Consider the following 24,624-nt stretch of genomic DNA (forward strand, 5'->3'; position numbering starts at 1 on the left):
ATCTTGTTCTTGGTAGGGAAGGCATGGTTCTGGTGTCCGGTTCCGGCTATGGCTGTGAGGCCGTTTGCCAGAACGAAAATATCAGCCTTTCCCACCCTGGTGCCTGGGTGGGGTTGGACTCACCCAGGTGAAGTAATCGCACTTCTGGCTGGCTTCGGTTACCTCTTTAGGTCTGCCAGGAGTTTTTCTGTTTCCTCTGACATCTCCAGATCCAACTGGTCTAGGGCGATGTGCAGGCGCTGTACAGCTCGTGTGATCCCTTCGGGGTTGTGCGCCTTGTGCTCGATACGGAACAGGTCCCGATAGAGCAGCTCGCACGCGGGGTCGAGCTCGAGGACCTTGGTCAGCGCGGTTCGTGCCGCTTCCAGGAAGCCATCCCTCAGGTGCCGGACGGCGATGGTGTGGGCGACATCGACCATCGCTGCGTGCATCTCCGGTTTGAGGGGCTCAGCCCACCCGTAGCGGTCCAAGCCCACGCCGCTGAAAGGCTCGTCCGAGACGAGGTCCAAGGCCTCTTCCAGAAGGGTGGTAGCCCTTTGAGCGTCCTCAGCGAGGCCGAGTTTGGCCAGCTCCTGGAACACCTCCCAGTCACAACCCACGCTCGGAGCCAGGACGTAGGTGCCGTCGGCCTGGGTGGGGAAATGCGGGGCTCCGGTGCTGTCGCGCCCCAGCCAGGCGCGCAGCTTACTCAGGTGGGCGCTGCGGGTGGACGCGGTCCACGGGCCTCGGGGGCCGCCCATGCTGCGAGAAATCTGGTCCGGGGTGCGTCCGGGCCGCAGTTTCAGATAGCAAGCGAGCTCGGTGAGAGAGCGGCGGCGGCCAGGTTCCAGAGTGGATGTGTCGGGGCCAATGATCTCTACCCTTCCCAGCACCCGAACCTGGACTTCGTAGCCCTGTAGGGGCCTGGGGCGCAGGGAACCCAGGGACGCGGATTCTGAAGAAGCGGGTTCGGACAGGTTCATCAGTGCCGACATGGACGCGGACGCTTCCGCAGAGGATGTGCGGCCAGAGTTGACCAGCTGTGCCTCTTGGGGGACCTGCTCCCAGCCCGGGGCCGGAACACTGGCCGTGACCTCGGCCGTCTCCAGCAAGGTGCGAATCTGTGCGTAGGACTCCCACGAAACACGCTGCAAGGTGACGTTGATGTCGCCGAGCCCGAGAAGGGACTGTTCGCCCTCAGCCTGCAGATGCCAGGTTCCGGGAAGCTGATGGGCATCGGTCTCACGGGCGACCAGGGCGATGGGCGGGGCAGCGGCCGAGCCCACAACCCGACTCAGCCGGTCCAGGTGTTGGCCGCTCAACGGCCGTGCGGACAGCACTACCTCAGGCGCGATGTCCTCCCCAGGCCCGGTGGAGGCGTACTCCAGGGTCTGCAGCTCCAGCTCCTTGAGACAGGCGTCCACGTCTGCGAAGGCGCGCACACGTCCGGTCTTGACCAGCTGGGCCAGGTCAGGGGCGATCGGGCCGATGCAGGTGACGTTGATGTGGTCGGCTGCTGGGGAGGTGCTCAGCTCCACAGCCAAAGACGTGAGCACCTCGGAGACTGCGGTTTCCTCTCCGGCTAGACCGATGGCGCCGATCTGGGGCAGGTCCACCAAGACCTGCCCGCCCTCGTTGTCCAGACCTAGCGTGGCCAGGCCAGGGTAGGGGGCGGGGATCTCACGTGCACTCTCTTCATCCAGCAGGGCACTCGAGGTCTGGTCCACACGCCAGGTACGCGCGTCGACCCGACGGAACGGAGTGACGGGGATGCCTTGGTCCTCGCCGACCAGGAGCTCGCAGTCCTCGCCTAGGCGTGCGCCCAGGATGTGAGGCAGTGGGGTCTGGGTCGAAGCGCACTTGGCTGACAAGCTGCGCAGGGCTCGGTCCAACAGTTCGACCGAGACCGGGTCAGCTGAGGCGCGCAAGTCCGCCTCGGCTTCGTGGATCTGTGGATCCTGACTTTGGACGATGCGGTGGCCAGGGCGGCGGTCGCGCTGCTGGATGCGTCTGCGCATGAGCAGGATGGCGCCCAGTCCAGCGGCGGCCAAGGCGCTGTAGCCCGCCCATGGGGCCACGGTCGCGGCCAGGTCTGAGTCGTCCGCGGTCAAGGTCGCGTCGAGAACAACGTCCTCATCATCGGCTTCGGCCTGGGGGGCTTGTGGGGAAGCTGATGGCGGGGCCGGGGAAGCGGTGGCGGGCTCTGGTTCTGTATCCACAGGCTGTGGATATTCCTCGGGCTCGCCTTCTTGTGTGTCGCCAGCGGCGCTTTCTGCTGGGTCTGCTGGTGTGGTGTCGTCGTCCTCGTTCGACGGCTCTTCAGGGTCAGCGATGTCGTCCTCAGCCGATTGGTCTGCGGGTTCTTCGCTGGTGCTCTCGGTAGAGGCCTGGTCGGTGCTGGGGATGGCCAGGTCCCAGCCGGGACGGATGAGGTCGGGGTCGGTCAGTGACCCGCCGACCGTTTGGGCACGCCCTTCGTTGGCCTCAAAGATGTCGGGGTAGGCGTTGGCTTCACCCAGGTGGTCCAGAGCGATCTGTGACAGGCTCTCGCCGCTCTGGACGGTGTGCAGGACCTCGCTCGGCTCTTCCTGGGCAGGGGCTTTCTGCGTGTCGGCGGCACCGGTTGGCAGGAGCAGCTCCCAACCGGGGTGAGGGAATTCGTCTCCGGTCAGGACCACACCGTCAACCATCTCCTGGCCCTGGTTCAGGTCGACGATTTCGGTGTAGCGCTCCCCGGCACCGAGCTGGTTCTCTGCGATGCTCCAGTAGGTGTCACCGTCTTGCACCACATAGCTGCTGTTGGTTTCGGCCTGACCCGCTCCCTTCGCGCTTTCCTCACTGGCAGAAGGCGTGGTGGAGGAGTCGTGGGCTGCTGTCTGCGTCATCTCCACCGGCATGATCTCTGGCGTTGCCGCCATCGCGGTCTGGCTGGACAGGCCCACCACGACGGTGGAGACCAGCCCCGCGGCCAAGCCTTGGGCCCACCCCAGGCCGGGAAGGCGAAGCACGGGGCGCTGACGTAGCTGGGCGACCACTTCCAGCGCGATGAGCCCGGTGAACAGGATCCAGCTGGCCCAGGCCACCATGGTCAGCGCGCTCAGGAACAACGAGCCATCGTCAGGGCGGGTGAAGGCGTCCATGAGGGCCTGAGCCGACCAACTAGTCGGGTTCGGCAGGTGGCCAACGGCCAACAGCACGAGGGGGAAGCCCGCGACGACCAGCATGATGCCAGCCAGGGCTGCGAGGCCGAAAAGGGTGGAGCGTATGGGGCGAGAGTTCATGGGGAGCCCTCCTCAAGAGCCAGCCGGGCGGTGGCCGATCCGGATGCGGACAGTTCGCCGATGCCGATCAGGGACAGGAACAGGGTCGGTTCAGTCAGGGTCGCCTCGACGCTGACCGTCTCGGTCCCTGCGCTTGCTGAGCCTGTGGCACCTGAGGTGTTCAGGTAGGCGGTGGCAGCGGTGCGCGCCTGTTGCGGATCCAGGCGGGTGGCCTCGCCTCGCATCAGCGCGTCCACGTCCACGGCTTGGGCCCCGGCGCGCGCGGCTTCTTCGGCGATGGCCTGGGCACGCTGGGCCGCGCGGAGCTGAGCACCGCCGTCCAGGACCAGGCCGGCAACGAGAAGCAGGCCCACCACAGCGATCGCGAAGAACAGCGTCAACTGCCCCTCATCACGTGCTGGCGGTCTCATCGGCTGGTCTCCCTGTAGGTGTCGATGGGGCTGTCGATGTGAGCACTGAGGGATAGGCGGCCGGGCAGCACAGGCAGCATGACGTCGGACAGCGCTACGTTGCAGGACACGTGGGCGGTGACGGTTCCGTGCGTGCCGGCTGCTTTGGTGAAGTCGGCCAAGTCGACTTCCACGCTCATGCCCTGACAGGTCAGCCCTTGGTCGTTCAGGGTGGTGCTCGCGGCGCTGATGGCGTTGGAACGGGCCTCGCCTGTGGTGCGGGCGATACTGGCCTCCCGGGCGGCAGACCGCGCGGCTTCTTCCACTCCGTGGGAGGCGATCTGGATACGGCCGATCCCGATGATCGTGGAGATCACCAGCAGCAGCCCGATCGAGAGCACCGCCAGTTCCAGCGTGGAACTCCCACGGTCGTCGTGTTCGCTCATGGTTGGGTCCAGCGCTCCACAGGGCCAGAAGCCTCCTGAGAGACCGCGATGGGCACACCCGGGATGAGGGAGACGATCTCCCCGGAGACATGCACATGAATCCGGGTAGCGCTGGAGTTCGCAGTGGACACCCTCGCCTCGCCCAGCATGCCCCGGCCCTGATCAGCAGCGAAGTCCTGGGCTGCTTGAGCCGCACGGGTCACCGAGGCACCTTCAGCTCGTCCTGCGGAAACACCTTCTTGAGCTGCGGCCAGAGCCACAGAGCGGCCGTAGTACCAAAGGCCGGTTTGGATGGCCACCATGACCAGCAGCAGGATCGCAGGGAAGAGGATGGCGGTCTCCAACGTCACCGACCCCCGGTCCTGCTGCTGGTCAGTGGAGCGTGGCCGCAGCCGCAGCACTACTGGATGCCTTCCAACCGGGAGTTGACCGCTGAGGTGATGGCCGCGACCAAAGCGAGGGCCAGCCCCATCACACCCAAGGCGATGATCGCGGTCTCCAAGGTGCCCAGACCAGCGTCGTCGGCGTCCTTGGGCGCCAACGCCTGGCACAGGTCGCTCATGCGCTGGCGCAGAGCGGTGAAAAGCACGGGGATCATGGAACTCTCCACTTCAGATGGTGGTTTCGAGGAGTCGGCTGATGACGGGGTAGAACAGCATCGCCAGGAAGGTGAGCCCCATCAGGGCGATGGGCACGACCAACTTCTCGTTGATCTCGTTGGCCTGGCCGCGTTGCTCGGCCAGGATCTGGTGGCGTAGGGCGCGGGCGCGGGCCATCAGCGCATCAGCGACCGCGGTTCCTTCAGAACCGGTCATGGCGATGTCGGCGATGTCGACCAGCTCGGGTACGTCCAACTCCCGGCTCAGCGCCCGCAACCCCTCCCACGCTGGCTGGCGGGCCAGGACGGCGTGGTCTAGGGCCTGGTAGATGGTGCGCCAGATCCAGGTGTCGGCTACGCGAGCGGCTTCCATCAGTGCCGCGTCCAGCCCGAGCCCGGAGCGCAGGGACAGCGCGGTCAGGGTCAGATAGGCGGTGACGGCTTCGCGGACCTGGGCCTTGGCGCGTTCCGCGCGCTGGCGGATCAGAGCGTCGGGTACGAGGAAGCCCACACCTGCGCATGCCAGGGCGAACCCAGCGGGGATCACCAGGGCCACTGGGGTGCCCAGCAGCATGAGCACGGCGCCTAGCAGCAGGGGTGCTGCGGCGCCGGCCACCAGGCCGCCGATCTTGTAGGCCACGTAGCGCGCCGGGCTCAGGCGTGCCAACGCCAGACGCTGATGCGGTGTGCGTACCAGGGATGACTCGGCCAAACGCTCCAGAGAAACCCGCAGATGAGGGCGCCACCCATGGCCACTGACAGGCTGGTGCGAAGTGGCCGAACCAGCGACCACGGCACGCATGTCGGGATGGGCCGGAATCAGGCCGGCGACCAGCAGTGTGGCACCCAGACCGAGGAAGGCACCGAAGGCGAGAGGTAGAAGTGCCATCATGCCTGCCCTTCCTCGACCAGGAACCGCGGAGCCGCCTGCGGGGTGGTCAGCCGGCGCATCCACACCATGGCCAGCACGAAGCAGGCCACGACTGCGGCCAAGGCGAGCTGGCCGGTGGCGCTGGCGTAGGGGTCCATGAAGTCCCCGAACACGGCCAAGGCCGCTCCGGCGCCGAGGGTGAGCACGATGACCAACCGTGCGGTGGTGCGTGGCTTGGACCGCTCGGCTTCGATCTGGCGGTGCATCGAGACCTCTTCGGAGACCAGCTCAGCCAGCTGGGTCAAGGCGTGGGCCACACCGTGGCTGCGGCTTCGGCTGGCTTGGACCAGCTCAGAGCAGACCAAGTCGCTCACAGGGGAGGCCAGTTCGGCCGCGAAGGCGTGCAGCGCATCCTCGGTGGTGCGCCCGGACCGGATCCGAGCCGCCAGCCGCTCAACCTCGGGCTTGATCGCTTCGGGAGCGGACATGGCGCTGGAGACCAGCGCCTGCTCCACCCAGATCCCGGCCGAAAGCCGAGTCGCCAACAGCCGCACCCACTCCTCGACACCCTCCAGCCGGGTGATGGCCTGCTGGGCCTGCTTGCCACCGCCCAACAGGTAGGGCAGCCCGACGACGGCGAGCGGAGCGATGACGATGGCCAACACCCACCCAGTCACCACCCACCCGACCGCGCCCAGGACCACACCGCTCAACCCGAGAACGATCTGGCGGCGATCCCACGACACACTCACCCCCCGCGGGCGGTTCGCGCGCGCGGGGGCGCGGCGGATGCCCGCGACCATGAGCAACACGCCTGCGGCCATGCCAGCACCGCACACAGAGGCGAGGACACCCATGCTGGTCACCACACACCGCCCGTCTGCGCGAGGGGGACGCGGCCGTGCTGAAGCCACCCCATGTCGAAGCCGTTGCGTCGCAGCTCGGGGGCGCACTGGGGTGCGATCCCCGTCGGCACCGCCTCAGGGATGTTTCCCTGCCCCTGGAACAGGGTGTTGATGGCGGGTCGGCCGCCCTCTCCCATACCGACGATTTCGCTGACCTGGCTCACGAACCGGGTGCGGCCACCGCCCACTGCACTCTCGTCCCACATCTGCAGGTGCACGATCAGGTCCACCGCGCCAGCGATCCACCGGTAGGCCACATCCGGAGTCACCCCGTACCGGCCGCACAGCACCACCAACCGTTCGACGGCATCGGGGGCCGAGCGGGCGTGCAGGGTACACATGCTTCCGCCGTCACCGGTGGACATCGCGTCCAGCATCGGGATGACCTCAGACCCGCGCACCTCACCCACGAGGATGCGGGACAGGTTCATCCGCAGACTGTCGCGCACGATCTCCTGCAGGCTCACCTCACCGGCCGCACGCCCGTCGGCGCCGATCTCCGAGCCGCCCTCGCGGGCTTGGAAGGACACCAGGTGTGGGTGCTGGCGGAGTTTGTCCAGGTGCAGTTCGTATTCCTGCTCGGCGGTGGCCCAGCGCTCGTGTGGCGGGATCAGGCCGGCCAGGGAACGGATCAGCGTGGTCTTGCCGGAGTTTTGTCCCCCGCACACGACAATGTTGCGCTTGGCTCTGACCGCAGCGCTCAAGAACGCAGCGAGCGCTGGGGTGAGCGCCCCCTTGGTGACCAGGTCTTCCACGGTGGCCGTCTGCAGAAGGTGGCGACGGATCACGACCTGAGGGCGCCGGGTGGTGGCGATGACCGCGGCCAGGCGGGATCCGTCAGGCAGCTCCATGTGCAGCCGAGGATGGGATGCCGACAGGCTCCGCCCAGCTCGGGAAGCCAGGAACTGCAGTTCGGCCACCAACTCCTCATCGGAATCGGCTACACCCGGTCCACGCACGAGCTCACCGGACTGCAAGCGCAGCCAGGTGGTGTCACAGCCGTGAATCTCGATGTTCTCCACATCCGGGCGCAGCAGAGACTGCAGCCGACCCAGCTGGAACACCGAATCGAAGATGGCCTCCTGCAGCAGCGTCGTGTACGAGCTGGCCGGGCGCGACCCCGAGGCGATCTGCTCTTGAACCCACGAGGCGACGGTGCGCTGAATGATCTCGCGTCCGCGCTCACGCTGGTGCGCTTGCGGTACCCGGCTGGCGCTGAGACGGTCCACCACCACGTCTCGCAGCTGACGGACGACTCTCCAGTCGAGGTCTTGGGCGGGGGCGGGGAGGACTTCGAGCTCATCCACGGGTGCCCCCTGCGGTCAGGAACGATTCCACGTCACGGCGGGGACCCTTCTTGGTCGCATGGCTGACGAGCTTGCGTGCTCCCCGCATCAGCGGTGAGTGGTCAAGCTTGCGCCCCCACCGTCCCAACTCCAAGGCCTGCGCGCTTTTGGCATCGAAGGGCAATCGCGCTGCCCGAGCTCCCAGGGTCTGGTCCACATCTCGCGGGCTGTAGGGGCCGTTTTGCACCACCACTGGCAACAACGGGACGGAAGAGGTCTTTTTCCACCTGCGGATAACGGGTGCCGCCAGTGCGACGGAGTCCAAACGGGCCCGCAGCACCACCAGCACCACATCGGCCTGGGAAAGGACAGCCTGTGGCCCATCGGAGCCCAACCGTCCACAGTCAGCGATCACGTCCAGCGGGGGCTGGCCTTCCCGTAGGCGGAAGGAAGTCAACACGTCGGCGAGCTGGGGCCAGGTCTGCCCCAGAGCGGCGGCCGTAGAGGGGTCTGTCAGCCCGGGCAGCACCACCTTGGTGTGCTGGGGCGGGTTGAGCGAAACCACTTGGGAGGCCACATCATGGGACGTCAAAGTGTCCAGTGACGCCAGGTTGAGAAGCTGGTGACTACCGGACAGAGAAGGCATGAGCCGGGGACGCAGGTCCCCGCCGGCCGGGTCGAGTTCAGCGAGCAGCACCGGGTTTTGCCAGGCCAGAGTCATCGCCAACGCCACAGTCGAGGCGCCGGGGGAGCCCTTGACAGAGGTGACACAGACCAGCATCACGCACCACCGCCAGGGGCTTCCACAACCAGGGCGATACGCCCGGTGGCCACACGTGCGGCCAAAACAGCGCCGTCGGTCTCCGGAGTCTGCACGTCCACGACCGTGATGCCGTCCATGTCCGCCTCACCCACACGCAACACGGTCGCGGCCACCGACAAAGGCAGCTCGGTAGGAACTTCACCGCCCTCACCCGGGGTGCTGACCACCTGCACCACATCGCCCACACGCAACCCTTGGGCGGGTAGCTGGGAGGGGCGCAGGGCGATAGCGACCAACTGGTGCCCTGACTCGGGCAAGGGATCCGAGTCGACCTTGGCCCTGGTCACCAGCTCGCCGGGGGAAAGGGGGGTCACCGCGGTCTGGCCGACCACGGAATCTGCCTGGTCAGCGGGGACTGTCTCTACGGACGGGTCCGCGGAAACCTGCGCGGCCACCAGATCTTCCTCGGCCAGGACCTGCCCGATGGCCACCTCACGCGCGACCACGAGCACCTGCGTGCGCTCGTCCAGGGACTGCACGAGCGCGGCCCCGGCCAGCGCACACGTGGTGATGAGCAAGACCCCCAGCACCATCAGCCACGGCCGCCGCCGCGTCGGCGGTGCGATCGTCGGAGCCGAGGCGATGTGCTGGTCGGTAGGGGCCTGGGCCCGTGTGTGCGGGGAGCGTGTCGGCGCAGCCGTCATCGCGGTACCTCTCCAAGAGAGCGGAATGGGACACCGGGGGATGGCGAAGCGAGGGAAGGGAGGGGGCTACTGCACGATGGCTTGTGCTTCTCGCACGCCCAACGACGCAGTCGAGGACTGGGAGAGGGTCTGGCCCCCAGAGGCGCCCCCACCTGACCAGGAGATATCCCAGTACACCGTCGCCGTGATGGTGTAGGGGCCGGACCGGCTGGAGCTTACGTACGTGTGGGTGCAGGAAGAGGACGTCCCGCGGGTGTAGGGGCGGCCAGCGTTGTAGCAGGTGACCGAGGAACCATCGCCCATGCTCCACTCCACACGGTCAGGTGTGGCGGTGGCGGTCACGCTGATCGAGCCAGCCGTCGCGGTCCGGCTCGCCGCTGTCCACGTCTGGTTGTCGACCCACAGCCATACAGGTGAGCCGACCAGCGCTGTCGAGGGCGGGTTCGGGGCCAGCCCGATCTCGGGAGCGGGCAGCGGCAACATCTCAATCGCCTGTGCGGCTACCTGAACCGGGGAGACCGCAGGGGCTGCGGTTCCCGACGAGGCTGCGGAGCCCACGCAGATCGCAGAGTCCTCACCGACTTCACACTCAGGTTCGATCGTTTGTCCCTCAGCCTCGCTGACTGCTGCTCCGGTGTTCCCGGGCGTGGAACTGCCCCCTGAGGAACTGCTGTCTTCGGCGACGATGACGCAACCCCCCAGAGCCTCAGAACACACGACTGAGCCGTCTGCGGCGGCCGGAGAGAGTGGGACCGACAGCGGAAGGAACACACCGATCAATGCAAGGAAGCCTGCCCTTTTCAGCATGTCCGTCCCTCCTCCGGGCTCATCTGCGTCAACACCCAGCCCTGCTCTTGCTGCTCGGCACGGGCGTTGATGACACGGCGCGAGGGCTGACCGTCTTCGAACTCCAGAGGTTGCCCCTCTTCGCTGACCGGCTGCCAGGCTGCGTCGTCCCAGCAGTCTGTGATGGTCGCGACCGCCGGATCCGCCTCGGTGTCGAGACCGGTGACCTCAGGGGTGCTGCTCGGCGTTCCCTCGAAGGTCACACCCGCCTCCTCAAAGGCACGAGCATCGGCAGTGAAAGCCTCCAAAGCCTGACCACTGCTGAGTTCTTCCAGTTCAGGCAGGGCTTCGTCCAGTTCGCTCTCGCCCTGGACCACGGTGATGTAGAGCTCTTGGGCGGAGCGGTAGGTCTCCAGCGCTGCCTCTGCCTGCTCGGAGTCGATCGAGGAGCCAGGCTCGACAGGAGTGCCTTCGGTCTCTGTTGCGGTGGAGCACGCAGTCAGGCAGAGCGCTGCTGCGGACAGGACCACCGCTGTTCGGGGCAGGATGGCTGGCCCGGGGGACAGGGGGACGCGCACGGCACCTCCGCAGTTACGACGTCATGGCAGCCCAAGGGCTCCCACCAGGGGTTTCATGGATGCCGGTCGATTGTAGAAAACGGACAGTAAAGGACAACCCATGCGAAACTTCGTTCCTTCGGCCTTGAAGTGAGCCGAGACCGCCGTGGTGGCAAGGGATGCGGGAGCGAAGGCGCCCCTCAGGCCATCTTCCCTGGTCAGATCACGTTTGAGAAGCAAAGATGTCACGCCGAGATGGAAACAGCGAGCAGGGGTGGCGCGAACGCCACCCCTGCTGAGAACTTGCGTATGAGCGTCAGACCGCGGTTGCCGTAGCCTGCTCCAGCGCCATCACCACCTGCTGCCACTGGGACAGGCGCAACTCCTTGCGCGAGGACACGGTGGTGCCCAGCACCTGGCCGATGTAGGCCAACGCTTCATCGCGTTCGGTCAGGCCTGCCTGGTGCATCCTGCTGTGCAGCTCAGCCAGGTGCTGACGCTCGATTAGCGGATCATCCTCGGTCACCAGGTCGTTGCCCTCGGACCCCTCATCCTGCTGGTCCGGGAGCAGCTTGAGTAGGTCAGCGCCACCACCGACTTCCCCAGAGCGCACCGCAGTGAGAAGCCGGGAGCGTTGTGAGTGATCGGCCTTCCACTGGAACTGCCCGGTCACCTTCGGGACGGTCACGGTGGCCACCGCTACCAGCTCACCCGTGACGGGGTGAGCCAAACATCCCTGATGATCCAGATCCTGCTCCAGCAGGGTCACGTACTTGGGGCGTACTGATCGCCTCAGCGCCTCGGGGTGATGCTCCAGAATCCACTCCACCACATCCGGGTTGGCCAGGATCGCAGGATCGATGTCCTCATCGATCTCGGTCGGGGCGGTCTCATCCACGAACTCTGTGAGGGCATCCTCATCCCACGTGATTCGCGGGGCGGGGCGACTGAAAGTCAGGGTTCCCAGCGCGGTTCCGTCAGGCAGGGCTGCTGTCAAGCTCTTGACCCCGGCTCGAACATAGGGGAGAAGGCCCGCACGCGCCTTCTTGCGTGCGCTCTCATAGTGTTCGCTGGCTTCGTCCACCACACCGCGTGTGGTGGCCACATCCAGTACCGCCGAACTGATCTGTTCTGGACGCAAAGTCTGATCACTCACTGGCTTCCCCCTCGTTCTTCTTCGTCTTCGAGCTGGCGGGTGGGGTGCCGTACTTGGCGGAGATCCGCTTGGCGCGAGTTTTGAGGTCTTCATCTGCGGTCGGAGTTGGTTTTTCGCCCGGGGTTTCGACCACGCTCAGCGGTGTCTTCTTGCCGTCGTTCGAAGCCGTAGAAGCGGCGAGGTGCTCCTGGCGATCTTGCGCAAGTTTCCGCAGCTCATCCGCTGTTTCCTTGTGTAGGCGGCCCTGGGCTTGGAAGTCATCGATCTCAGCCACCAGGACCTTGAGCAGATCCGGTGTGGCGCTCTTGTTCGCCCGTGTGCGCAGCCCCTGGACCTGGCGTTCAGGCAAGGGCTTGCCCTGAGCCGGAGAGCGGCGAGCCGAAGAGGCGCGGTCGATGGGCATGACCGCCCGGATCGCGCGCCCCCACGCGGCGGTCTCCGCGTTCTGCAACTCAGCGTCCAAGGTGTAATCGGTGCGGCCAGGGAAAGGCGTCCACGCGACTCCGACCCCTGGCAGTTGATCGTCGGGAGAGCGGTAGGCAGCGGCGGTGTAGACCAAAAAGGTCGTCACCACGGACCGCCCGCGCTCGTCGGTGCCTTCGACGCGCTCAACCCGGTACGGGCGGGCCGGATCCAGTGGCTGGAGCGCGCCTTCGGGGTGTTTGGTCAAGAACGCGGACAGGCGTGTGTCCACGTCGACGTAGCTGTCGTCATATGAGGGGTGTGGGGTGCCCATGAGGCCTCCTCCGGGGTTGGGTGCCCAACAGGTTGACAACTTTAGATTAGTTATTAATCTAAAGTTGTCAATCGCTGAGAGGCGCCTCACCGACGGAAGGCCAAGCCCATGTCACACAACTGCTACTTCGTCTACACCCGCACCAAGGACTCCCTGGGCGACCCCGTCCACGCCCTCTCCCCCCACCCCTGCGGGCCGTCCACGCCCACCCAGGGGCAACTCGTTCACTCCGAGGAGCCTGATGCCGCAGACGGCTCCTGTGGCCTACTGCTGTGGACCGACGAAGGTATGCTCAAGCTGGTAGGTGTACAGCCCCGGTGGCGGCGCAAGGGAATCGCCACCGCCCTGTGGAACCAAGCACGCGAGCTTTCCGGCCTACCGCTGGACAAGGCACCCGTTCGTTCCGCACTCGGTGAGGCCTGGCTCCAGTCCCTGGGCATCGACACACCGTTGGAACTGCTCACAGGGCCTATGGACAGTCGAGATGATGCGGTCGGCACCGTGCCTGTTCAGCTGGGCCTAGATGATGTGGACGCTATCGCCCGACGCATCACTGAACTCCTGGGCCAGGGGGCCGACACGTTGCCCTACATTCGAGCCCAGTGCGCCCCCACCTTTGAGGACGCTGAAGAGCAGATGCGGGCACTGTGAACTGGCTAGCAGGAAATCAGCCGCTTCAACCGCCACACCCGGGCCAAGTTCGTTCAGCCCTACATCAGCGTTCTGGACAAGGTCGTGGACGCCACTCGGGAGGCAAAACGATGGACCAGGACATCTACACCGACGCGGACGGGCACCAATGGTACCCCCAACCAAACGGGGAATACGCGATGGTCTTGAACGCAAGGACCACCATCCCCATCCACAAAGTCCGCTATCTCTACGGGCCGCTGAAGGACACCCTCGACCGAGACAACCAGAAGTGACTGCACAGCAGGCCGTCCCGTCCGACTTGACCTTCTGCCACCTCAGCCAAGGAGAACGGGTGAAGATCCGCCAGCCCTGGTCCCCCACCGTCCACGAAGTCGACGACACCATCAAAGACCGCAACGGCTCATGGACGCACTGCTACAGGGTCGTAAGCCCGGAAGCCACAGAGGTACCAGACACCACAGAAACAGACTGCGGTGAGTGCAAACACTTCCTGGTGACCGCGGAGAAGCAACGTGCCCGCGACGCCATGCGAGACGTGCTCACCGCAGCCGCCAAGCACCGCTAGAAGCAGGAAAATGCCGTTGGCTCCCGACTGCCATCGAAGGAATAAATGCCTTCCTGGCCAGGCAACTACCAGCCACTCTTGCAGCCCTGGACGAGGGCGCAGGAGCCACCCCCGAAGACATCGTGCTTCGCTCGGAAGGCCACTCTGTGACCGCCAAAGTCCGCATGAAGGACTACATCCGGGCCCTGAACCACCGAGCTAAGGCGGGCAGGTAAAACGCCTATACATGGGCGGGCGGCCTTGGCCAAGGCCGCCCGCCAGTCATTTCGTGCTTCGTCGCGAGCACTCTGAGAACCTGTGGCCGGGGTATCCAGGTGCCGTCGGTAGAATGCGCCTCGCGTAGGTGCACGACAGTAGGCACGGATCCAACGAGCGGGGCAAACGTGGGCAGCAGAAGCGGGGCACACGGATGGCTCCCCCATGCCCTCTCCCAAGCCCGCCGGGACGCGGGGCTCACCCAGACCGACCTGGCCCGGCAACTGAAGATCAGCCGCCAGATGATCGTGCGCTATGAGACCCAAGGCGGTGCAGCACCCGCAGCTGAGAAGCTTCGCCCACTGGCTCAGGCTTTGGGGACTTCACCCTCCGCCTTCATCGACCCTCAAGCCCAAGGTATGGCCGCCTTGCGCGCCAGGGCAGGGCTCTCCCAACAGCAAGTGATCGAGCAGATGCGCACAGGCCTGTCTCTACAGGCCTACCGCGGGGTCGAATCCGGACGCATCACCCGTCTGCGGCCCATGGACGCCCAAGCCTTGGCCGAGGTCTTCGGTGCCACAGAACAAGATGTCCAAGCCGCCCACGACCACGACCTGGCCCGTTCGCGCCGGCAAGCCCCGACTTCGCACAGGGCCGCCGAGGATACCGCCAGCACCTAGAGCTGAGTCGACTCCACCAACGAGCCTGATGTGTGCTGGGCGCTAAAACGCTGGCATCTACTTGAGCCACTCATCCGGCCACCCTCTGCGGTACCGGGGGAACTTGCCCGCACTTAGCTTCAGACCCTCAAGAACCGCACCGGGGGCTCCTGCGAGGGTTCGCACGTACTCCACGTCCGAAGTCATGAGTGTGTACCGCTCACCCTGGGTGTTACGAGCGTGGATAAGCCCGTACCCCTCGCGGGTCGGGTGCAACCCCGCGACACGGCACACCCGGCGATAGTCGCGCCCCAACTCGTCAGGGGTCAAGAAGGACCGCTCCACGGCGTACAGCATGTCGTTCAGCATGCACTCATGATGCACGCATGCCCGCTTGTATGCGCAGGCGATCCCGAATGAGGCAGGAAAGCGTTCAGGCGCTGAGAGTTGGTACCGCAGCCCGGGGAGCAGGTTGGAGCTGTCCGAACTCCCACCCCACGAGGCTCCGGAAGTTTCTACACGGACGGTGCGCTCAAAGTGCAGCAAGGCTGACAGGCTCCGCAGCGACCTGGCGAGGCCACACCGATGTGTGCAGTCAATCAGGCACCAGATGTCCTCGCCCGGCATGCCCTCTGTAATGGCAACCCATATCACTGCCACGCAGAATCCTGCTTTGACCTGCTCAAACACCTTCCAATGAGGATGTCCAGCGTCATTGGACTTGATCTGAGAGAGGTCTTTGACCAGCAGCGGATCATCTATCCCGGCGCGGTCATGATGAGAGTCCGCCAATCGATCCGCTCTTTTTCGCTGCCCGGCCCGAACCTGACTTGTTCACAGGAGCCGCTTCTACTCGCGGGGGCCAGCACGATCAAAGGGCCTTGCGCAACGAGACGTTGCGCAAGGCCCTGGGTGTGCTCCCCATCGTCTCGGCCGGGGCCCACCGCCGAAGTCCCGGGCGACCCTTCTCCGCCTTGCCGGGATCCGCGCTTACGGCGTTCCCAGATCGGCGCGGATCCGCGGGAGCACCCTGGTGCCGAACAACTCGATGCCGCGCAGGAAGTCGCGCTGGGGCATGCCGCTCACATCCGTCTGCAGGATATTGCGAGCCCTACACGGACTCGAACCTGGAGGCGTTCGAGGCCTTCCTGCGTGGCAGGATCCAGGGGCGGCACACCAGGAAGATCAGCGCGATCTCCACCGGCGCACCCGCGTAGTACATCAGCTCGGCTCCCGCGCGCACCTGTTCGGCGGGGACCCCCTCGGGCGGGGCGGCATAGAGGGTTTTGGCGAGGATGTTGTGCGCGGCGATCGCCAGGACCAACGCCGCTGCCCGCCACGGCGGGGAGGGCCGGTGCGGCGCTGGGTCGGGGCCGCCCAGGACGGCGAAGGTGAACAGGTATCCGGCGGCCAACACGTGCGCGTGGATCAGAGCGTGCACCCACGGGTCGGTGTGCATCGCGGTGTACAGGCCGGTTCGGTAGAGCACCCACAGTCCGCCGATGTTGAGCACCCCCGCCACGAACGGATTCGTCAGCACCGCCAGCGGAAGCGAGGACAGCAGCCAGGCGAGGGGGCGGGCCGTCCGCACCGGCAGGGCCCGCAGGGCCAGGGTGATGGGGGCCGCCAACACCAGCAGGAGCGGCCCCAGCATTCCCAACAGGACGTGTCCGGCCATGTGGACGGCGAAGTCGTGGTGGGCCCGTTCGGCCACGGGGCCGACCAGGGCCACGCCCACGCATAGCAGGCCTGCCGCCCAGGACGCGGTGCGGGCGATCGGCCAGGAGGTGCCGCGCCTGTGCAGGATCGCCACCGCCACCGCGTAGGCCACCAGGGCGGTCACCAACAGCAGCGCTGTCGCCGATTCTCCCGGGCCGGGCCAGGCGGCCTCGGGGACGTGGTGCTCGTGGTGGTCCATGGGTCAGGCCGTGGCCTCGGTGGGTTTTGCGGACCGGCCCGCGCGTCGTGCGGTGACGATCCACAGCACGATTCCAGCGAGGAGCAGGACGGCGGCGATGACGTTCCACGTCACGTCGTAGGGCACCAGGTTCACGCCGTAGCGGATCTGATGTATACCCATCACCTTGTGCTGGACCAATCCGTCGTAGAGCTGGAAGAACCCTGCCCCGGTCAGCCACCCGGCGGTGAAGGCCGCGCCCCAGAAGGTGTGTTCGCGGCGCAGCGCGGCGACCATCAGCAGCGAGGCGACGGTGGCGAACCAGCTGAAGGCGTGGAAGAGCCCGTCCGAGACCAGTCCCACGTCGCTGGTGGACAGGTCGTAGAAGTGGTGCCAGTGCAGGAGCTGGTGAAAGACCATCTCGTCGAGGAAGGCGGCGGTGCCCAAGCCGAGCAGGATGCCCGCGATCAGGTTGCGGCCATGGCGTGAGCGCGGCTTTCCTCGTGTTGGTGTGGGCATCGGTTCCCCCTGGGAGGCTGGGCCGGTCTTGTGTCGAGCTGTCGTACACGACTACCCGAGGCCCAAGGGCGAAACACGCAGGCCCGCCGGTGCTTGCACTGACGGGTTCAATCCAGCCAGAGCCTTGACGCAGACCTGGAGATGTTGCGTCGCTGACCCCGTCAAACGGGCCTGTCAGATCGCCACCCGCCTGGACTCGGTGAGCCCCAACGACCTCGGCGTGGCCTGCGAGGATGCCCCGGTCGAGACCTTGGCTCATGTCCTCACCGGCGCCCGCACCGTCCGGGAGCTGCTCAACGCCATCGAGCTGGAGCCGTCGCCCACCAGGGTCGCGCCCAGGCCCAGTGGGCGCTCCACCGTGTACTGGGCGGGCTTGTAACGCAGCGCGGCCTCGCGGGTGGCGGTGCCCTGCGCCTGCTCCAGGGTGTCCAGGTACTGTCCGGCCATGACTTCGGTGCGCATCGCGTCGAAGGGGCGCCACTCCCGGCTCAGCATCTCCGTCGGGAACAGGCCAGAACCCTTGCCGTCACTTCAGGAATGTTTCCGGCCGCTTCCTTGGGTGTGGGTGGTCCCGGCGCTACAGCCCTCATGCCGTACCGGTGGCACGGTGCCCCTCACCCATTCTGGGGCGATGGAAGCGGACACGCACGAGTTCGCTTCAGCCGCGTCCTGACCGCGATCGACAGCAGTACGACGCCCGCGACCGCGAGTAGCGGTTGCAGGGGTGCGAACCAGGCCAGGGCGCCCGAGGTGCCCAGGGCCAACAGGACGAGTTTGTTGCATACCGGGCAGCCGATGGCGAACCACGTCAGGACGACGCCGGTGACGCTCCTGGCCTCCTCGGTCCTCGCCGGCAGGTTTCCGTTTCTGACGTAGGTGGCCGCCAGGAGGCCGCACAGCACGGCGGTGACGCCCCACACGGGATAGGACCACCACGTCGGTTCGATCTCCCTGGTGAAGAGGCTGTTGGGCAACAGCACCGTCGGCACTCCCAGCAGTATCAGGGCACCCAGGAAACCGCCTGCTGCCACCAGCCACTGCCGGTACGTCCACCGCGTCATCGCTTCGTCGTCCCTTCGTTGAAGAACCCGCAGAACAGTGCACTCACACGTCTCCGTCGGTGGTGTCGGGGCGGATGCTCTGGGAGATGACCTCAGGAATCGGTTTCTTCCCCTCGGTTCCCCTCGTCCTGCGCGAGCGGCTCCACTTCCAGGCACCCATCGCAAGTAGGGCCGTCCCGAGTGCGGCGAGGACGAACACGTCGATCCCCGTCCCGCCGACGGCGAAGAGCCACTCCTGGATCCGGTAGCTCTGGTCGTCGAACGCTCCGATGCCACCGAAGAGGGTCGCCGTTCCGTCATAGAGCAGGAACACGATCCCGATGGCGATGAATAGCAGACCGGACAGTGTGCTCGTGGTGTGGATGTGCACAGGCCCGAGGGAGATGGTGCGTCCGCGAAGCCAACGCTTCTTTCCCAGGTCGTAGCGGTCCCACAGCAGCGCCAGCACGAACAGCGGACCCGCCATTCCCAGCGCGTAGACCGCCAGGAGCAGGGCGCCGCGCATGGGGCCGCCGGTGGCTGCGACGGTCAGGACCGCGCCGAGGATCGGTCCGGAGCAGAAACCGGCGAACCCGTACACCGCGCCCAGCGCGAAGACCGAGACGGTGTTCGTGCGGCCGGAGAAGCGTCCCTGGAGGCGCTGGGCCAGCCCCGAGGAGAACCCGAAGCCGATGATCTGCGCCACGCCGAAGGCGATGATCAGTGAGCCCGCGATGGTGATGAGGAGTTCGCGTTCTCCGTAGAAGAGGCGGCTGACCATGGACGATCCCGCCCCCAGCGGAACCAGTGTGGTGCACAGGCCCAGGTAGAACACACCGGTGCGGGCCAGGAGGCGGCGCGGGTCGCGGAACGCGTACCCGAAGAAGGAGGGGAGCAGCAGGGCGCTGCACGGGCTGAACAGGGCGAGCACACCGCCCGCCAGGGCGGCGACGAAACCGACGTCAGCCATCATCGCCCCTCCCGGCGCCCGCCAGGGCGTTCTCGATGGCCGATTCGAACACGGGAAGCGGTTGGGCGCCCATGAGCGGCTGGCCGTTGACGAGGAAGGCGGGGGTGGAGGTGACCCCTATCCCCTGGGCCTCCGCGAAGTCACGGCTCACCCGTTCGGCCACCTCGTCGCTGCGGCGGTCCTCCTCGAAGCGCTCGGGGTCCATGCCGAGCTCCGCGACGATCTCGTCCAACGCCTCTTCGAGGGCCTCACCCTCGAACTTCTCCTCGTAGGCGAAGTAGGTCTCGTGGAACTCCCAGAACCTGCCCTGCATGCCGGCGGCCCGGGCGGCGTGGGAGATCGTCTCCGAGGATCCGGTGATGATGGGGAAGTCGCGCCACTCGATGCGCAGATCCCCCTGTTCGACGTAGGGCATCAGTTCGGGTTGAGTCTCCCGGGCCCAGCGGCCGCAGTAGGGGCAGTTGTAGTCGGAGTAGGCCACCATGACCACGGGCGCGTCGACGTCGCCCATCGCGGTGGGGTCCTCGGGGTCCTGACGGGCCAGCAGGGCCCCGAACTCCCGGTGGTCGGGGAGCTGGCCGTCGGCCTCGGCGGCGGTCTGGGGGGCGGAGTCGGCCGCCGGCCCGTCCGCCTGGTCGTCCATGGCACGGTTGGCCACGAGCAGACCCGCGATGACCACCAGGGCCAGGCCGGCGAACAGGAGGCCCCGCCACGAACCACCGGCGCCTCCGTCCGCGGTGCGCCCCCGTTCGCGCTTCGTGCCCGGCGAGGGCCGGGCGTTCGCTTGCTTCTTCTTGCCGTCGGGTTCGGGCCCGGATGGGCTGGACATGTGGGTGCCCCTCGGTCGACTCACGCTGTTTCTATGGAGCCTAGTACAATTTCTAAGCTTAATAGAAACAGCGGACGGGGTGCGTACCGGCACGGACCGCTGACGGAGGAGTCAGTAGGCCGCGCAGTCGCAGTGCGGGAGGAGGACCCCGGCCAGCGTCGAGGCGACCGTGAGCACCAGGGGGGCCGTCACCAGGGCGGTGACCAGCGCGGTGCGCGCACGCGTCCTCCACCGTCGGCATCCGATGAGCGGTGTGATCTGACGTCGGACCCGGTCGACCGGACAGGCGCCGCTGATGGACAGGACCTGCGGGGAACGCCCCAGACCGGCCTCCGCCAGGGCTCCCAGGGCGTGCACCAGCGGGCGCATACCGACCTCGCGCACGGCGCGGTCGTCGGCGGCCCACTCCACCAGGACAGGGACCTCGGACGCCGCCGCGCGCAACAGGGGGACCCAGGGGAAGGCAGCGTCGAGCAGACGCACCCACCCGACCAGGACGTGGTGACGCCCCTGGAGGTGGGCCTTCTCGTGGGCCAGGACGGCGCGCACCTGGGATTGGCTCAGCACCGCCAGGGCGCCCCGGGTGATGACCACGCCCCCGTGCGCGCCGGGAACGCAGTAGGCGCCGCTCTCGGCGGAGTCGACCAGCCACACCCGCTGACCGTGCAGGAGACGGCGCCGCGCGCGGGAGAGCAGGTCACGGTGGTGGGAGCGCCGCCACGAGGTGCCCTCCCGCCTGCGCCGCACCCCCGTCCACAGCAGGCGCAGCGCCGCCGCCAGGACCAGCGCGGCGCTGACGCCGATGCCCCACCCGGCGTTGTTGCGCTCCAGGGCCTGCAACACGCTGAGACAGGCGGCCAGGACCGCCTTGGCCGAGGGGCCCAGGAGTTCGGCGGCGAACACGGCCGCCAGGGTGGCGCAGGAGACCAACCAGACCGCGGTCGCCAGGGTCCACAGCGCCAGCATCGCCCTCGGCCCGGGGCCGCAGGCGCGGGAGGCGCGGGAGGCGCGGTGCAGGAGCCCGGGCCCTGTGACACCGAGCGCGACGACCGCGCAGACGGCGGCGAACGACCAGATCACGCCTCCTCCTCGGGAGGAAGGCCGTCGAGCAGGGTGCGAAGGGCGCGCACGTCCTGGGGTCGCATGCTGTCGACGAACCGCAGCAGTGTGGCCTCGGAGTCGCGGCTGCCGGTCAGCGCCTCGTACATCAGGTCGGCGGCGTGCGCCGAGCGCTCCCGCACGGGGCGGTAGAACCACACGCGGCCGAGCTGTTCGCGGTCGACCCAGCCCTTGCGCCTGAGGTTCTCCAGCACGGTGGAGATGGTGGTGTAGGCGGTCGCGTGGTCGGTGAGGTGCTCTCGCACCTGTCGGACCGGCAGGGGTTCGGACGCCTCCCACAAGATCTCCATGACCGTCGCCTCCAACGGTCCGAGTCCAGGAATCATGGTGTCCTCGTCCCACCTCTCACCGCGCGGATCGGGTTCAGCATAGTGGCGCTCCTTCTCAGCCGTGTTCGGTCTCGGGGCGGTCGACGGCGACGTAGGCGCCGTCCCCGTTGCGGTCGACCGCCTCCACCAGCACCGGGCCGTGCTCGGGTCCCGCCACGGGGATCTCCCACGCCCCCTCCTCCAGGGTCCGCCCGTCCGCCATGGACAGGACACGGTTTCCATCGCCGGTGGTGGTGTACGCAAGGCCTGCGACGATACGCACGGGGCGTTCGCCGGAGCGGGCCTCCACCGACCAGAGTCTGTCCTGGGAGGGCCCCTTTCGGCCCAAGAGCACGGGTGCGTCCGTCGCCGCGGAGACACCCGCGACCACCGCGCCCCCGGAGCCGTCCCCGACCGTGACGGGCTCGGCGCGCGAGGACAGTTCCGCCAGGGGGCGGCCCTCGCGTATGTCGTGCACCGTGTACACCGCCGCCCCGCCGCGCTCCCAGCGCAGGGTCAAAAGCCTGGCGGAGTCGCTCGCGGGGCGGTGGCCGTAGGTCAGGGTGGTCTCTCCCGTCTCTTCGGCCAGGGATGCGGGGACCGGCAGTTCGGAGCCCCGCCACAGCTGTTCGCCCGAGAAGGTGTCGATGGCGCGGAGCCCGCCGTCGCGGTGGACCAGGAGGGTTCCCTGGTACTCGTGGAGCACCGCGTCACCGTCCTGCTCGTCGGCCGCCACCGCTCCGGTGTCCGCGGCCAGGGCGACCCTGGGGCCGGTCTCCTCGCTCATGACCGTGTGTGAGACCTGGGCGAAGACCAGGCCGGGACCCACCCAGGTGCCCGGTACCTCGGTGGGCCCCCAGACCTTGTGCCCCGTGGAGGGGTCGTAGGCGGCCGCGGTGACCGTGGCGGCCAACAGGCCCCGTTCGGGCGCGGCGTCACTGTCTAGGAGCACGACCAGCTCCTCGCCCCGATTGTCGCGGGTCGTGGTGAACCCCGTGCAGCTCGGGTTGCGGGCCGTCGACCAACGGGTGTGCCCTCGGGAGTCCACCCCGAGGAAGCGCAGGTCCCCGCCCTCCTCGTCGGCGACCAGACCGACGAAGCCGTCGTCGGTGGCCTTGGGCTCGGAGGAGTAGGGGGAAGTCCACAGCCCCCGGTCGCTGAGCAGGCCGGGGATCCGTCCGGAGTCCACGGCCACCGGGGGAGCGGGCGGTTCGTCCAGGGGCTGTGCGTCCTGGGGGGCGGCGAGTTCGGGTCTGCCGCAGGCCGTGAGCACCAGGAGCAGGCACGCCGCAGCGGCCGTGCACACCGGGTTCCGCGCCCGTCTCGCCCGCCCCGGCCCGGGAACGTTCCGATGGCGGAGGAGGCGTCCGGGAAACCGTGGGGTCGCCATGGTCACCGCCCGGCCGCGCGCAGCGCCGCGTCGACGCTGGTGGTGAAGGCCTCCAGGGGCTGGGCCCCCAGCACGGGGTCACCGTTGACGAGGAAGGCCGGTGTGCCGCTCATCCCCATGTCCTGTCCCTCGGTGAAATCCCTCGCCACGGCCTCCTCGCTCTCGGGGGCGTCCAGGTCGTGTGCGAAGGCGTCGGTGTCCAGGCCGATCTCCTCGGCGGCCTCCAGCATGCGCGTGCGCACCTCGTCCGCGTCACCGGTGAAGTCCTCCGGGGCGTCGTAGACGCGGGCGTGGTACTCCCAGAACCGGTCCTGGTTCCCGGCCGCGACCGCCCCCCGGGCGAGCAGGCGGGAACTCTCCCCCAGGTAGGGGAACTCACGCCATTCGATCCGGACCAGCCCCGGATCGACGTAGGCCTCGACCAGGTCTGGCTGGGTCTGCTCAACCCAGCGGGCGCAGAACGGGCACAGGTAGTCGGAGTAGACGATGAGCACCACCGGAGCATCGACGGCCCCCATCGCGTGCGGATCGGCCTCGTCCCGGCGGGCCAGTTCCTCTCCTGCGGCCCGCATCTCCTCGCTGACCGTTTCGGCGGCGGTCCCGCCCGGGGAGCCTGCGGCGCCGGGATCCTCGGCGTTCAGAAAGAGGGCCGTGAGCAGCAACAGCGCACAGGCCGCCCCTGCGAGCAGAAGGGCCGGGACGGCATTCCGTCGGGGTTGCTCGGACATGGTCGAGGACCTCGCACACTGTGGTTTCTATGGGCAATAGTGGGAATTCTATCAACCATAGAAACGGTATCCCGCTACGGAACCCGATCCGAGAGGGTCGGGCTCCACAGCGGGCCACCACACGACGTACGTGTTCCTGTGGCACTCGGTCGCGCTTCTCCTGCTCAAGGCCTCGCCCTGGTACGGCGCCGTCAGCGGCACCGGAGGGCCGACCTCCACTGTTCTCATGGCGTTGGCCCTGGTACCGCTGTCGTCGTTGGCCCGGTTCCGGCGCCGTACGCGGACCGGCTTCTGCGCGGACACGCGTCACCCAAGTCCAGGCGGACGGCTCCTGAGGAGATCGTCGGGGCGCAGAGCGCCCCGGTCAGGCTGTGAGCAGATGGGGAGCCAGCAGCACCGTCCCGGCCACTGCGGCGGCCACTGTCAGCACCACTCCGGCGAACCCCCTGCGCAGCGGCTTCGCGGGAATCTTGTTCGCTATGCGGCCAGCGGCAAGGGAGGCGGCCATGGCCGCGGCGGCGAAGACCGCGATGACGGTGTAGTCCAGGTCGGCTGCGGCTCCGGCATGAGCGGCCAGGCCCGAGGCCGCGTTGATGGCCACGATGACCAGGGAGGTGGCGACGGCCTCGATAGTGGTCAAACCCAGCAGCAAGGCGAGGGCGGGAACGATGACGAAGCCACCGCCGACACCGAACAGCCCGGTGAGGAACCCCACGGCCGCACCGGCTGCGAGCGCCTTGGGCAGACAGCTGCGCCAGTTGATCCCGCCTGCTCGGGTACGGCACGCACCGCCCTGCTCGGTTTGGCTACGGAGCATGCGCACGGCGACGACGACCATGAGTACGGCGAAACCGAGCATGAGCCAGCGCTCGGGCAGGAGCCGACCGACCGCGGTTCCGGCGAAGGCGGCGGGAAGGCCCGCGGCGCCGAAGACCAGGGCGACGGGCCAGCGAATCACCCGCTGGCGCAGTCGTGGAATCAGACCGGCCAGGGCGGAGGCGCCGACCACGACGAGGGAGGCGGGGATGGCCTCGTGCAGCCCCATCCCCACACCGAAGACCAGCGCCGGCACGGCGAGGATGGATCCGCCCGCTCCGAGCAGGCCGAGCAGCAGCCCGATGAGCAGACCGAACAGTATCGCCATGGTCATGGTGGGAAGTCCTTCGCGTCGGATGGGCGTCACGGTTCAGGCACGCGGGACGCGTCGCCGACAGTGCGTGTTGGTGTTCGTACGGGTCGGGAGGCGGGTGCGCGAGGCGACGTCCCGGTGGCAGAGCGCGTGTCTGGGCGTGGT

Annotated in this window: 28 protein-coding genes and 1 pseudogene; 4 read left to right on the plus strand and 25 right to left on the minus strand. The window is 67.4% G+C overall.

Features of this window, described 5'->3' with window-relative positions:
- Nucleotides 1-158: 158 nt before the first annotated feature.
- From HNR07_RS28625 to HNR07_RS28690, 14 genes are all read right to left on the minus strand, one after another.
- Complete coding sequence (locus tag HNR07_RS28625) at nucleotides 159-3,260, minus strand: LysM peptidoglycan-binding domain-containing protein (protein WP_184368542.1); 3,102 nt, start codon at nucleotides 3,258-3,260, stop codon at nucleotides 159-161.
- Complete coding sequence (locus HNR07_RS28630) at nucleotides 3,257-3,670, minus strand: pilus assembly protein TadG-related protein (RefSeq protein ID WP_246420544.1); 414 nt, start codon at nucleotides 3,668-3,670, stop codon at nucleotides 3,257-3,259. Before HNR07_RS28630 ends, HNR07_RS28625 begins: the two co-directional genes overlap by 4 nt.
- Nucleotides 3,667-4,095 carry a TadE/TadG family type IV pilus assembly protein gene (locus tag HNR07_RS28635; protein WP_184368545.1) on the minus strand — a complete coding sequence of 143 codons (429 nt, stop codon included), beginning with the start codon at nucleotides 4,093-4,095 and terminating at the stop codon, nucleotides 3,667-3,669. Before HNR07_RS28635 ends, HNR07_RS28630 begins: the two co-directional genes overlap by 4 nt.
- Nucleotides 4,092-4,445 (minus strand): TadE family protein, encoded by a 354-nt coding sequence (locus tag HNR07_RS28640; protein WP_312894001.1) that lies wholly within the window; start codon nucleotides 4,443-4,445, stop codon nucleotides 4,092-4,094. Before HNR07_RS28640 ends, HNR07_RS28635 begins: the two co-directional genes overlap by 4 nt.
- A 50-nt stretch (nucleotides 4,446-4,495) precedes the next feature.
- The gene (locus HNR07_RS28645) at nucleotides 4,496-4,693 is read right to left on the minus strand and encodes a hypothetical protein (RefSeq protein ID WP_184368548.1); all 198 of its coding nucleotides are present in this window, start codon (nucleotides 4,691-4,693) and stop codon (nucleotides 4,496-4,498) included.
- Nucleotides 4,694-4,706: 13 nt separating this feature from the next.
- The gene (locus HNR07_RS28650) at nucleotides 4,707-5,360 is read right to left on the minus strand and encodes a type II secretion system F family protein (RefSeq protein ID WP_246420545.1); all 654 of its coding nucleotides are present in this window, start codon (nucleotides 5,358-5,360) and stop codon (nucleotides 4,707-4,709) included.
- Between the two features lie 221 nt (nucleotides 5,361-5,581).
- On the minus strand, nucleotides 5,582-6,388 hold the full coding sequence (locus tag HNR07_RS28655; RefSeq protein ID WP_246420546.1) for a type II secretion system F family protein: 807 nt from the start codon (nucleotides 6,386-6,388) through the stop codon (nucleotides 5,582-5,584).
- A gap of 38 nt (nucleotides 6,389-6,426) precedes the next feature.
- Entirely contained in the window at nucleotides 6,427-7,776 is a 1,350-nt protein-coding gene (locus HNR07_RS28660) for a CpaF family protein (RefSeq protein ID WP_184368554.1), read from the minus strand.
- On the minus strand, nucleotides 7,769-8,476 hold the full coding sequence (locus HNR07_RS28665) for a hypothetical protein (RefSeq protein WP_246421333.1): 708 nt from the start codon (nucleotides 8,474-8,476) through the stop codon (nucleotides 7,769-7,771). The genes HNR07_RS28660 and HNR07_RS28665 overlap by 8 nt, the downstream gene beginning before the upstream one ends.
- Nucleotides 8,477-8,535: 59 nt before the next feature.
- Nucleotides 8,536-9,222, minus strand: a complete 687-nt coding sequence (locus HNR07_RS28670; RefSeq protein ID WP_246420548.1) for an SAF domain-containing protein — start codon at nucleotides 9,220-9,222, stop codon at nucleotides 8,536-8,538.
- A 66-nt stretch (nucleotides 9,223-9,288) separates the two neighbouring features.
- On the minus strand, nucleotides 9,289-9,705 hold the full coding sequence (locus tag HNR07_RS35260) for a hypothetical protein (RefSeq protein WP_246420550.1): 417 nt from the start codon (nucleotides 9,703-9,705) through the stop codon (nucleotides 9,289-9,291).
- A gap of 317 nt (nucleotides 9,706-10,022) precedes the next feature.
- Nucleotides 10,023-10,538 carry a hypothetical protein gene (locus tag HNR07_RS28680; protein WP_312894002.1) on the minus strand — a complete coding sequence of 172 codons (516 nt, stop codon included), beginning with the start codon at nucleotides 10,536-10,538 and terminating at the stop codon, nucleotides 10,023-10,025.
- Nucleotides 10,539-10,881: 343 nt separating this feature from the next.
- Nucleotides 10,882-11,721: a hypothetical protein gene (locus HNR07_RS28685; protein WP_184368563.1), complete on the minus strand. Its 840-nt coding sequence runs from the start codon at nucleotides 11,719-11,721 to the stop codon at nucleotides 10,882-10,884.
- Complete coding sequence (locus HNR07_RS28690; protein ID WP_184368566.1) at nucleotides 11,714-12,457, minus strand: hypothetical protein; 744 nt, start codon at nucleotides 12,455-12,457, stop codon at nucleotides 11,714-11,716. The genes HNR07_RS28685 and HNR07_RS28690 overlap by 8 nt, the downstream gene beginning before the upstream one ends.
- 108 nt (nucleotides 12,458-12,565) lie before the next feature.
- Here HNR07_RS28690 and HNR07_RS28695 point away from each other — a divergent pair, with 108 nt between their 5' ends.
- The 4 genes from HNR07_RS28695 (at nucleotide 12,566) to HNR07_RS28710 (ending at nucleotide 14,551) form a co-directional block, all read left to right on the plus strand.
- Nucleotides 12,566-13,108, plus strand: a complete 543-nt coding sequence (locus HNR07_RS28695; RefSeq protein ID WP_184368569.1) for a GNAT family N-acetyltransferase — start codon at nucleotides 12,566-12,568, stop codon at nucleotides 13,106-13,108.
- Nucleotides 13,109-13,218: 110 nt separating this feature from the next.
- Nucleotides 13,219-13,383, plus strand: coding sequence for a hypothetical protein (locus tag HNR07_RS28700; RefSeq protein WP_184368572.1), 165 nt, complete (start codon nucleotides 13,219-13,221; stop codon nucleotides 13,381-13,383).
- Nucleotides 13,380-13,676, plus strand: coding sequence for a hypothetical protein (locus HNR07_RS28705; RefSeq protein WP_184368575.1), 297 nt, complete (start codon nucleotides 13,380-13,382; stop codon nucleotides 13,674-13,676). Before HNR07_RS28700 ends, HNR07_RS28705 begins: the two co-directional genes overlap by 4 nt.
- A 383-nt stretch (nucleotides 13,677-14,059) precedes the next feature.
- Entirely contained in the window at nucleotides 14,060-14,551 is a 492-nt protein-coding gene (locus tag HNR07_RS28710; RefSeq protein WP_184368578.1) for a helix-turn-helix transcriptional regulator, read from the plus strand.
- A 1,090-nt stretch (nucleotides 14,552-15,641) separates the two neighbouring features.
- Here HNR07_RS28710 and HNR07_RS28715 read toward each other — a convergent pair.
- The 11 genes and pseudogenes from HNR07_RS28715 to HNR07_RS28765 form a co-directional block, all read right to left on the minus strand.
- The gene (locus tag HNR07_RS28715) at nucleotides 15,642-16,448 is read right to left on the minus strand and encodes a cytochrome c oxidase assembly protein (protein WP_184368580.1); all 807 of its coding nucleotides are present in this window, start codon (nucleotides 16,446-16,448) and stop codon (nucleotides 15,642-15,644) included.
- A 3-nt stretch (nucleotides 16,449-16,451) separates the two neighbouring features.
- Complete coding sequence (locus tag HNR07_RS28720) at nucleotides 16,452-16,946, minus strand: DUF2243 domain-containing protein (protein WP_184368584.1); 495 nt, start codon at nucleotides 16,944-16,946, stop codon at nucleotides 16,452-16,454.
- 318 nt (nucleotides 16,947-17,264) lie between these two features.
- Nucleotides 17,265-17,453: pseudogene (locus tag HNR07_RS28725) on the minus strand (polyprenyl synthetase family protein); the annotation flags it as partial.
- A 107-nt stretch (nucleotides 17,454-17,560) separates the two neighbouring features.
- Nucleotides 17,561-18,007 (minus strand): hypothetical protein, encoded by a 447-nt coding sequence (locus HNR07_RS28730; RefSeq protein ID WP_184368587.1) that lies wholly within the window; start codon nucleotides 18,005-18,007, stop codon nucleotides 17,561-17,563.
- 43 nt (nucleotides 18,008-18,050) lie between these two features.
- Nucleotides 18,051-18,956 (minus strand): cytochrome c biogenesis CcdA family protein, encoded by a 906-nt coding sequence (locus HNR07_RS28735; protein WP_184368590.1) that lies wholly within the window; start codon nucleotides 18,954-18,956, stop codon nucleotides 18,051-18,053.
- Nucleotides 18,949-19,785 (minus strand): DsbA family protein, encoded by an 837-nt coding sequence (locus HNR07_RS28740; protein WP_184368593.1) that lies wholly within the window; start codon nucleotides 19,783-19,785, stop codon nucleotides 18,949-18,951. The genes HNR07_RS28735 and HNR07_RS28740 overlap by 8 nt, the downstream gene beginning before the upstream one ends.
- A gap of 111 nt (nucleotides 19,786-19,896) precedes the next feature.
- Nucleotides 19,897-20,865 carry a M56 family metallopeptidase gene (locus HNR07_RS35745; RefSeq protein WP_184368596.1) on the minus strand — a complete coding sequence of 323 codons (969 nt, stop codon included), beginning with the start codon at nucleotides 20,863-20,865 and terminating at the stop codon, nucleotides 19,897-19,899.
- Nucleotides 20,862-21,230, minus strand: a complete 369-nt coding sequence (locus tag HNR07_RS28750) for a BlaI/MecI/CopY family transcriptional regulator (protein ID WP_184368599.1) — start codon at nucleotides 21,228-21,230, stop codon at nucleotides 20,862-20,864. Before HNR07_RS28750 ends, HNR07_RS35745 begins: the two co-directional genes overlap by 4 nt.
- Nucleotides 21,231-21,288: 58 nt before the next feature.
- On the minus strand, nucleotides 21,289-22,518 hold the full coding sequence (locus HNR07_RS28755) for a pyrrolo-quinoline quinone (RefSeq protein ID WP_312894003.1): 1,230 nt from the start codon (nucleotides 22,516-22,518) through the stop codon (nucleotides 21,289-21,291).
- An 86-nt stretch (nucleotides 22,519-22,604) separates the two neighbouring features.
- On the minus strand, nucleotides 22,605-23,330 hold the full coding sequence (locus HNR07_RS28760) for a DsbA family protein (protein WP_184368605.1): 726 nt from the start codon (nucleotides 23,328-23,330) through the stop codon (nucleotides 22,605-22,607).
- 364 nt (nucleotides 23,331-23,694) lie between these two features.
- On the minus strand, nucleotides 23,695-24,480 hold the full coding sequence (locus tag HNR07_RS28765; RefSeq protein WP_184368608.1) for a sulfite exporter TauE/SafE family protein: 786 nt from the start codon (nucleotides 24,478-24,480) through the stop codon (nucleotides 23,695-23,697).
- Between the last annotated feature and the right edge of the window lie 144 nt (nucleotides 24,481-24,624).

It is taken from the genome of Nocardiopsis metallicus (assembly GCF_014201115.1).
In the GTDB taxonomy this organism is placed as follows: domain Bacteria; phylum Actinomycetota; class Actinomycetes; order Streptosporangiales; family Streptosporangiaceae; genus Nocardiopsis; species Nocardiopsis metallicus.